We start from the raw sequence: 8,526 nt of genomic DNA on the forward strand, positions 1-8,526 counted from the left end.
CTCACCGGAACGCGTCGACGCCGGTCAGCGCGGCGCCGATGACCAGCGCGTGCACGTCGGCGGTCCCCTCGTACGTGACGACCGACTCGAGGTTTGCCATGTGCCGGATGACCGGGTACTCGAGGGTGATGCCGTTCGCGCCGAGCACCTGCCGGGCGGTGCGGGCCACCTCCAGCGCCGCGTTGACGTTGCCGAGCTTGCCCATGCTGACCTGCGCAGGCGCCAGCATCCCGGCGTCCTTGAGCCGTCCAAGGTGGAGTGCCAGCACCGTGGCGCGGTTGACCTCCAGCGCCATCGCCGCGAGCTTCTGCTGCTGGATCTGGAACGACGCGATCGGCTTGCCGAACTGGACCCGGGTGCCGGCGTACTCGACCGCGGCCTCCAGGCAGGCACGCGCCGCGCCGGCCGCGCCCCACACGATGCCGTACCGGGCCTCGTTCAGGCAGGACAGCGGCCCGCGCAGCGAGGTCGCCTCCGGCAGCATCGCCGAGTCGGGCAACCGGACCTCGTCGAGGATCAGCTCGGACGTGACCGACGCCCGCAGCGACAGCTTCCGGTGGATGTCCTGGGTGGTGAAACCCGGTGTGCCCTTCGGCACCAGGAAGCCGCGGACACCCTCCTCGGTCCGGGCCCAGACCACCGCCACGTCCGCCAGCGAACCGTTGGTGATCCACATCTTCTGTCCACGCAGGACCCAGTCCCCGCCGTCGCGGCGGGCATAGGTCCGCATCGAGCCCGGATCCGACCCGGAGTCCGGTTCGGTGAGGCCAAAACAGCCGACCGCCTCGCCCGCCGCCATCCTCGGCAGCCACTCCCGCTTCTGCTCCTCGGAGCCCCACCGGTGAATGGCGTACATCGCGAGCGAACCCTGCACCGACACCAGGCTGCGGATGCCGCTGTCCCCCGCCTCCAGCTCCAGGCAGGCCAGCCCGTAGGCGGTCGCGCTCGTGCCCGCGCAGCCGTAGCCGTCGAGGTGCATGCCCAGCACACCGAGCTTGCCCAGCTCACCGACCAGCTCGCGGGGCAGCCGCCCCTCGTCGAACCACTCCCCGACCTCGGGCACCACGCGGTCACGCACGAACGCCCGCACGGTGTCGCGGATGTCCCGCTCCTCGTCCGACAGCATCGCGTCGACGGACAGGAAGTCGTGCGCGGCCACGGTCATCGCGATCTCCTTGACCTTCGGGATTTTCGCTGCGATCCTCGATTTTCGAAAATCGAGGATTGGATGGTCGCACGTGCCCCCAGCGCTTGACAACCTCCGCGTCGTGGACTTCTCACGTGTCCTCGCCGGTCCGTTCGCCACGATGCAACTGGCCGATCTCGGCGCCAAAGTCACGAAGATCGAACGTCCGGAAACCGGCGACGAGACGCGTGCGTGGGGCCCGCCCCACGACGAGCACGGCCAGGCCACCTACTACCAGGCGGTCAACCGCAACAAGGACGTCCTCGTCCTCGACCTCACCGACCCGGACGACCGCGCGCGGGCCCGACAGCTCGCCCTCGCCGCTGACGTCGTCGTCGAGAACTTCCGACCTGGTCTGATGACCGGGTTCGGGCTGGACTACGACCAGCTCAAGGCCGACAACCCCGGCCTGGTCTACTGCTCGATCACCGGCTTCGGCCGAGGGGCGGGCGCCCAGCTTCCCGGCTACGACCTGCTGATCCAGGCGCTCGGCGGGCTGATGAGCATCACCGGCGCGCCCGACGGCGAGCCGCAGAAGGTCGGCGTCGCGGTCGTCGACGTGCTGGCCGGGCTGTTCGCCACCACCGGCATCCTCGCCGCGCTGCACCACAGAAGGTCGACCGGCGAGGGTCAACGGGTGGACGTCGACCTGCTGTCCAGCCTGCTCGCCGGGCTCGTCAACCAGGCCAGCGCCTACACCGCGGGCGGCGTCGTGCCGGCACGGATGGGCAACCAGCACCCCAGCATCGCGCCGTACGAGCTACTCCCCTGCGCCGACGGCGACCTCGTTCTCGCGGTCGGCAACAACCGCCAGTTCGCGGCACTGTGCGAGGTGCTCGGGGTGCCCCGGCTCGCCACCAACCCGCGGTTCGCCACGAACGGCGCCCGAGTTCGGCACCGGCGGGAGCTGCGCACCGAACTGACGCTGCTGCTCGCCACCCGGACGGCCGCCGAGTGCACGGAAGCCCTCACCAGCGCGCGCGTGCCGGCCGGGGTCGTCAACGACATCGCCGGCGCGTTCGACCTCGCCACCCGCCTCGGGCTCGACCCGATCGTCCATCTCCCCCGCCCCGACGGCAGCACGGTCTCCTTGTGCCGCAACCCCATCAACCTGTCCGCGACCCCGACCGCCTACCGCACCGCGCCACCCGCTCTGCCCACAAAGGACACCTGAGGCCCGGCTCCGTGGTTGACTATGTCTGGATTGGATGAATTGGTCGATCGAGCGTAGCGATGTGGTTGCGGCGGGTATGTCCCTCAACGCTCCGGGCAAGGGTGGGAACCTCCCTCAGGAGCTGACCAGTTTCGTTGGCCGTCGGCGAGAGGTGGCCGAGGCCAAGCGTGTGCTGACGGCCTCCCGTCTGGTCACGTTGACCGGCATGGGGGGTGTCGGCAAGACCCGGCTCGCGCTGAAGGTGGCCGGGCAGGTGGGACGGGCCTTCGACGACGGGGTGTGGCTGGTCGAGCTGGGCGAGCTGCGGGAGTCACGGCTTGTCGTGCACACCGTGGCCGCCGCGCTGGGCATCCGGGAGCAGTCGGGTGATCCGCCGCTGGCGAGGCTGACGGAGTACCTTGCCGGCCGGCAGCTGCTGCTGGTGCTGGACAACTGCGAGCAACTCGTGGACGCGGCCGCGAAGCTGGTCGACTCACTGCTGCGGTCCTGCCCGGAGCTGCGGGTGTTGGCCACCAGCCGGGAGCAGCTGGGCGTCACCGGGGAGGTCATCCTGCCCGTGCCGCCGCTGCCGGTGCCGGGTCCGCGCCAGCTACGTTCGGCCCAGGAGCTGTCCCAGTTCGACGCGGTGACCCTGTTCGTGGAACGGGCCGCGGCGGCGGTGCCCACGTTCCGTCTCACCGAGGACAACCGGCTCGCGGTCGCGGAGATCTGCCACCGGCTGGACGGGCTGCCGCTGGCGATCGAACTGGCCACCGCGCGGCTGCGGGCGCTGTCCCCCGAGGAGATCCTGAACCGGCTGTCCGACCGGTTCCGGCTGCTGAAGACCGGCCTGCGCAGTGCGCCGGCCCGCCAGCAGACCCTGCGGGCCTGCATCGAGTGGAGCTACGACCTGTGCACGGGTGCGGAACGGCAGCTGTGGGCCCGGCTGTCGGTGTTCGCCGGCGGGTTCGAACTGGAGGCGGCCGAGGACATCTGCGCCGACGGCGCGGACCTGCTCGACCTGGTCGCCTCCCTGGTCGACAAGTCCATCCTGATCCGGGAGGACCACGACACCGTCGTGCGGTACCGGCTGCTGGAAACGCTCCGCGAGTTCGGTCAGGACATACTGCGGCAGACCGACGAGGACACCGCCTTGGTCCGGCGGCATCGGGACTGGTACGCCGAGTTCGCGGCGCGCGCCAAGGCGGAGTGGATCAGTCCTCGGCAGGTGGACTGGTTCGCCCGTCTGGAGCGCGAGCAGCTCAACCTGCGTTCCGCGTTGGAGTTCAGCCTCACCGACCCCGACGAGCCAGGGATCGCTCTGCCGATCGCCATCTCCCTGCACCCGTACTGGTTCGCGCGAGGCCTGCTCAGCGAGGGCCGGGAGTGGCTCAGTCGTGCCCTGGCCCAGCAGCCCCAGCCGACCGAGGAACGGGCCCGCGCCCTCTACGCCGCGAGCATGCTGGCCAAGATGCAGAACGACCTCCCGGCGGCGGCGGACCTGGCGGAGGAGGGACGCCAAGTCGCGAGGGATGACTCGACACGTGCGCTGTTCACGTTGATGTCCGCGCACCTGGCCCGGGGTGAGCTCCCCCGCGCGGTGACGCTGCTGGAAAGTGTCGTCGACACGTTCCGTAACGAGGCCGATCTCCCCGAGCTGCTCGAGACCCTTCTCGCGCTCGGCGTGACCACGGGGGTGCTCGGTGACACCGCCCGTGCGCAGGCCTGTCACGACGAGGTGTTGGCGATCACCGAACCGCGCGGTGAGGTCTGGTACCGGTCGCGGTCGACGTGGTCGTTCGGACTCGCGTTGTGGTCGCAGGACCCCCGGCGCGCGGCGAAACTGGTGCAGGAGAGCCTGCGCCTAAAACGCCCGCTCGACGACCTGCTCGGCCTCGCCTGGTCGATGGAGACCCTGGCCTGGATCGCGGCAAGCGAAGGAGATCCCCGACGCGCCGCCACCCTGCTCGGCGCCGCCGAGCAGCTCTGGCACACCACCGGGACGTCGCCGGCGACGTCCCGCCGCTTTCTCGGCTACCACCAACAGTGTGAGCAGGAGGCCCGGCGTGCACTGGGCGAGCCGGTGTTCCAGGGTGCCTTCCAACGCGGCAACGGCATGAGCCTCGCGGACGCCATCGCGTACGGCCTCGACGAGAAGCCGCCCCCGGCGGCGGCTCCCACCACCACGGCGACAACCCTCACCCGCCGCGAACAGCAGGTCGCGAGCCTGCTCGCCGAGGGCCTCAGCAACAAGGAGATCGCCACCCGCCTGGTGATCTCCCAGCGCACCGCCGAGACCCACGTCGAGAACATCCTCGTCAAGCTCGGCCTCAACTCCCGCACCCAGATCGCCGCGTGGACCATCGAGCAACGCGCCGGCGAGCCGTCGTCGTAGTTCTCCGGGAGCGGAGGCTTTATGCTGGTGAGAGCGCCGCCCGTCGGGTGGCCGACCCCCTGGGGAGTCCAGGGAGCCTGTGATGTCACGTGCTGGTACGCGTCACTCGGCTGGCAACCTTCCCGCCGAGGTCTCCAGCTTCGTCGGCCGCCGGCAGGAGGTCGTCGCGGCACGACGGTTGCTGCGCCGGCACCGGCTGGTCACCCTGACCGGAGGGCCCGGCGTCGGCAAGACGCGCCTCGCTCTGCAGGTGGCCGCGCAACTGGCGAACACCTTTCCCGGCGGCGTGTGGCTGGTCGAGCTGGCCGCGCTGGAGGACGACAAGTTCCTGGCCCAGACAGTCGCCGACGCGCTGGGCGTCCGCGACCACTCCGGCCGACCGCCGATGACGGTGCTGACCGAGTTCCTGAAGGACCGCGAGCTGCTGATGGTGCTCGACAACTGCGAACACCTGGTGGACGCGGTCGCCGTGCTGGTGACCGACGCGCTGCGGGCGGCGCCTCGACTGCGGATCCTGGCCACCAGCCGGGAGGCGTTGCGGTCCGGCGGGGAGCACCTGCTCGAGGTGCCGCCGCTGCCGGTGCCCGACGCCGAGGTGCCCCCGACCTCGCCCACGCTGGTGCGGAACGAGGCGGTACGGCTGTTCGCCGAGCGGGCAGCGCTCGCACGGCCGGGCTTCACCGTCAACGCCCGCAACCGCAGAACGGTCGCCAGGGTGTGCAGGAGACTCGAGGGCATACCGCTGGCGATCGAACTGGCGGCGGTTCGGGTGCGGGCGTTGTCCCTGGAACAGCTCCTGACCCGTCTCGAGAGCTACTACTTCGAGCTACTGGCGGAGGGGAGCCGGACCGCGGTGCCGCGCATGCAGCCGCTGCGTGCCGCGATCGACTGGAGCTTCGACCTGTGCTCCGAGGAGGAGCGGCGGCTGTGGGCGCGAGCGGCGGTGTTCTCCGGGAGCTTCGACCTCGACGCGGCGGAGCACGTCTGCTCCGGCGGCGGGATCGACCGTGAGGACATGCTGGAGCTGATGACCGGGTTGGTGGAGAAGTCCGTCCTCGTGCGCAGCGACGACGGGCACGAGTCCCGGTACCGGATGCTGGACGCCATCCGCAACTACGGACATCAACAACTCGGGGAGGCGAGTGCCGAGGAGGCGGTGCGGACCCGGCACCGGGATCACTACGCCCAGCTGACCAGGCGGGTACAGCAGGAGGTGCTGGGCCCGAACGAGCTGCTGTGGCTCACCCGGCTCCGCCACGACCACGACAACCTGCGAAACGCACTGGAGTTCTGCCTCACCGAACCCGACCAGGCGCGGACCGCCATGGAGATCGCCGCCAGTCCCTGGTACTTCTGGCTCATCGCCGGCCACCACGGCGAGGGTCGCCACTGGCTCGACACCGCGCTGAGCCTGGACCAGCAGCCCAGCTCGGCACGGGCCAAGGCTCTGTGGGTCAACGGGTGGTTCGCCCTCCTGCAGGCAGACTGGGCGACGGGACGGTCCATGGTGGAAGAGTGCCGCGCGTTGGCGGTGCAGCTGGACGACGAGGCCGCCCTGGCACACGCCACCCGGATCTCCGGCCTGGCCGCGTTCTTCCACGACGAGATCCCACTGTCGGTGACGCTCTTCGAACAGGCCCTCACCGGCCTACACGCGGCCGGCGACCGCGGCGGCGCCTGGATGACGCACCTGCACCTGATCGCGGCCACCGCCATCCTCGGCGACCGGGACCGTGTTCGCGACTACGGCGAGCAGTGCCTGAACCTGGTCGCCCCACAGGGCGCACCCACCACCCGATCGTGGTCGCTGTGGGTACACGGCTTCGGGCGATGGCTGACCGGAGACCGGCAGGAGGCCGACGGACTGATCCGCGAGGCGCTGCGAGCCGGGCTGTCCTCCATCGACCGATGGGGTGTCGCCCACTGTCTGGAAATGCAGGCCTGGGTCGCGGCCGGACTGCACGACGGCCAGCGCGCCGCCCGCCTGCTCGGCGCGGCCCACACGGTCTGGCGCACGACCGGAACCCCACCGACCGAACTGCGACACCTCGCCCCCGAACACAACCTCTGTGAACAGCAGGCCCGTGAAAGCCTCGGCGACCCCGCGTTCATCACCCGGTTCGACGAGGGCACCCACCTCACCACCGACCAGGCGATCACCTACGCCATCGAGCACGCCTCCGCCCGTTGACATTCGCGTTACCGCGATGGATTCAACCCAGCCCTTACATTGTTCAAATAGTCTTCAATACGGGCTCTTATACGTGGATGCATGTTCAAGTCGACGATCTCGGCCGGAGGGACGAACCGCACCTCCGTTGACTCGTCGCTCACGAGCAGCTGACCACCCAGGATCTCACATGCAATGCATACCGAGAACTCTTGCCGAACTTCTCCGTCGCTGTAGGCAAAGACATGCCTCGGATCCGAATACACCGCGACGACATATTGTGGCCTGACGTCGAGGCCCGTTTCTTCGCGAACTTCACGCACGATAGTCCCGGCTATCGACTCACCGACCTCCATTCCCCCTCCGGGAAGAGCCCACAGATCATTGTCGACACGCCGGTGCACGAGAATCGCGCCATCGGAATTCACGACGACGGCTGACGCCGCGACAACGATGGAGTTGGACGCAGGCGCTTCAGGGTCGTCGTAGTAATCCTTTCGAGACAATCTAGGTCTCCCTGCTGAGCTGATCGATCGCCTTCGTGGTCGTCCAGACATCCTCGAAATGCCCTGCGAACCGGGAGAACATGCCGTCTTCACGCCGGCGGCCCAAATGGAGTAGTGGCGCCGCTGATCCTGGTGTCGCGAACAGGTGCGGAGTGACGAGCATCTGGTCGTCAAAGCGGAAGATCGAGTTGTACAGCGGAACGTCCTGGTAACGGAGGTGGAAGTTCTCGCAACCGGCGAGCGGTGCGAAGTGCTGCAATGTGAAGTTGATCCGCACGACGAGCGTGATCGGCTGCCGCTCCTCGCTGTCCCGGTACACGACGTGCGGTGACTTCGGATCGGCGATGGCCGCCCGGATCACACATCCGCCCTCGCACTTCTTGCGCAGGAGGTCGACCAGGCCGGGATGCTCCAGCGGCAGGAAGTAGAGGGTGTAGCCAAGGAGATCGATCTGGTTCGTGGCGTTGGAGAACAGCTCCCACCACTTCTCGGTTGGAACCGAGATCGGTAGGGGTAAGCGCCAAGGATCTCGTCGGCTCGGGTGGTCGTCGTCGACGCCTCCGCATCTCTTCTCGTCAAGTGTGATGGATTGACGGCCGCGGGTTCCTGGACGAAGTCCAGGAACCCGTTGTATGGCTGGAAGAGTTGCTCGACTGACCAGTCGGGAAACATACCCTCAAGAACTCGGCAGTGGTGGGCGTACGGCAGGCCGGTCAACTCGCCGGATAGCCACCGGTAGAACTGAGCCTTCGCCGGCCCTCGTCCGACCAGGTCACGATCGACCTTCGCCGCCACCTTGTCGTATTCGCGCCGGAATGCGCTGTGGGCCTGCAGATGCCGCTGCTTGAGCAGCGCCTTGAGCAATGTGGACTTGGTGCCGGACTCCCCGTTTCCACTGGTCACGAGACGAGGCTAGCACGAAGAAGAGACAAGAAGAGACCAGGTGATGAAAGGAAGGTCGAGACGGGACCAATAAGAGCTCCTAACAAAATGATCTTGGGGTCTTCCGTCCTGTGTGGATGTTGATCTACGATGTGTGGCCGTGAGGCGTGGTGAGCAGCCGCCGTGGATCGTGCCGGACGGGTTGTGGCAGCGCATTGAGCCGTTGCTGCCCAA

The 8,526-nt window shown here is 68.4% G+C and carries 6 protein-coding genes; 3 read left to right on the forward strand and 3 right to left on the reverse strand.

Annotated elements, in window-relative coordinates; translation table 11 throughout:
- Position 1 precedes the first annotated feature (1 nt).
- The gene (locus tag VF106_RS22530; protein ID WP_330841770.1) at positions 2-1,165 is read right to left on the reverse strand and encodes an acyl-CoA dehydrogenase family protein; all 1,164 of its coding nucleotides are present in this window, start codon (positions 1,163-1,165) and stop codon (positions 2-4) included.
- 73 nt (positions 1,166-1,238) lie between these two features.
- On the opposite strand from VF106_RS22530, the gene VF106_RS22535 reads away from it, so the two are divergent.
- From VF106_RS22535 to VF106_RS22545, 3 genes are all read left to right on the forward strand, one after another.
- Complete coding sequence (locus tag VF106_RS22535; protein ID WP_330841771.1) at positions 1,239-2,360, forward strand: CaiB/BaiF CoA transferase family protein; 1,122 nt, start codon at positions 1,239-1,241, stop codon at positions 2,358-2,360.
- Between the two features lie 76 nt (positions 2,361-2,436).
- Positions 2,437-4,734 (forward strand): ATP-binding protein, encoded by a 2,298-nt coding sequence (locus VF106_RS22540; RefSeq protein ID WP_330841772.1) that lies wholly within the window; start codon positions 2,437-2,439, stop codon positions 4,732-4,734.
- Between the two features lie 82 nt (positions 4,735-4,816).
- A complete protein-coding gene (locus VF106_RS22545; protein WP_330841773.1) occupies positions 4,817-6,925 on the forward strand; it encodes an ATP-binding protein in 2,109 nt (702 codons plus the stop codon).
- Positions 6,926-6,933: 8 nt separating this feature from the next.
- Here VF106_RS22545 and VF106_RS22550 read toward each other — a convergent pair whose 3' ends face one another.
- Both VF106_RS22550 and VF106_RS22555 read right to left on the reverse strand, forming a co-directional pair.
- Positions 6,934-7,410: an NUDIX hydrolase gene (locus VF106_RS22550; RefSeq protein WP_330841774.1), complete on the reverse strand. Its 477-nt coding sequence runs from the start codon at positions 7,408-7,410 to the stop codon at positions 6,934-6,936.
- Position 7,411: 1 nt separating this feature from the next.
- Entirely contained in the window at positions 7,412-7,771 is a 360-nt protein-coding gene (locus VF106_RS22555; protein WP_330841775.1) for a hypothetical protein, read from the reverse strand.
- Positions 7,772-8,526: the final 755 nt, after the last annotated feature.

The organism is Actinophytocola sp., assembly GCF_036378875.1.
Taxonomy (GTDB): domain Bacteria; phylum Actinomycetota; class Actinomycetes; order Mycobacteriales; family Pseudonocardiaceae; genus Actinophytocola.

Excerpts from the sequence above, each read along its gene's own strand:
- VF106_RS22530 (WP_330841770.1), bottom strand. The coding sequence starts at position 1,165 with ATGACCGTGGCCGCGCACGACTTCCTGTCCGTCGACGCGATGCTGTCG.
- VF106_RS22540 (WP_330841772.1), top strand. The coding sequence starts at position 2,437 with ATGTCCCTCAACGCTCCGGGCAAGGGTGGGAACCTCCCTCAGGAGCTG.
- VF106_RS22545 (WP_330841773.1), top strand. The coding sequence starts at position 4,817 with ATGTCACGTGCTGGTACGCGTCACTCGGCTGGCAACCTTCCCGCCGAG.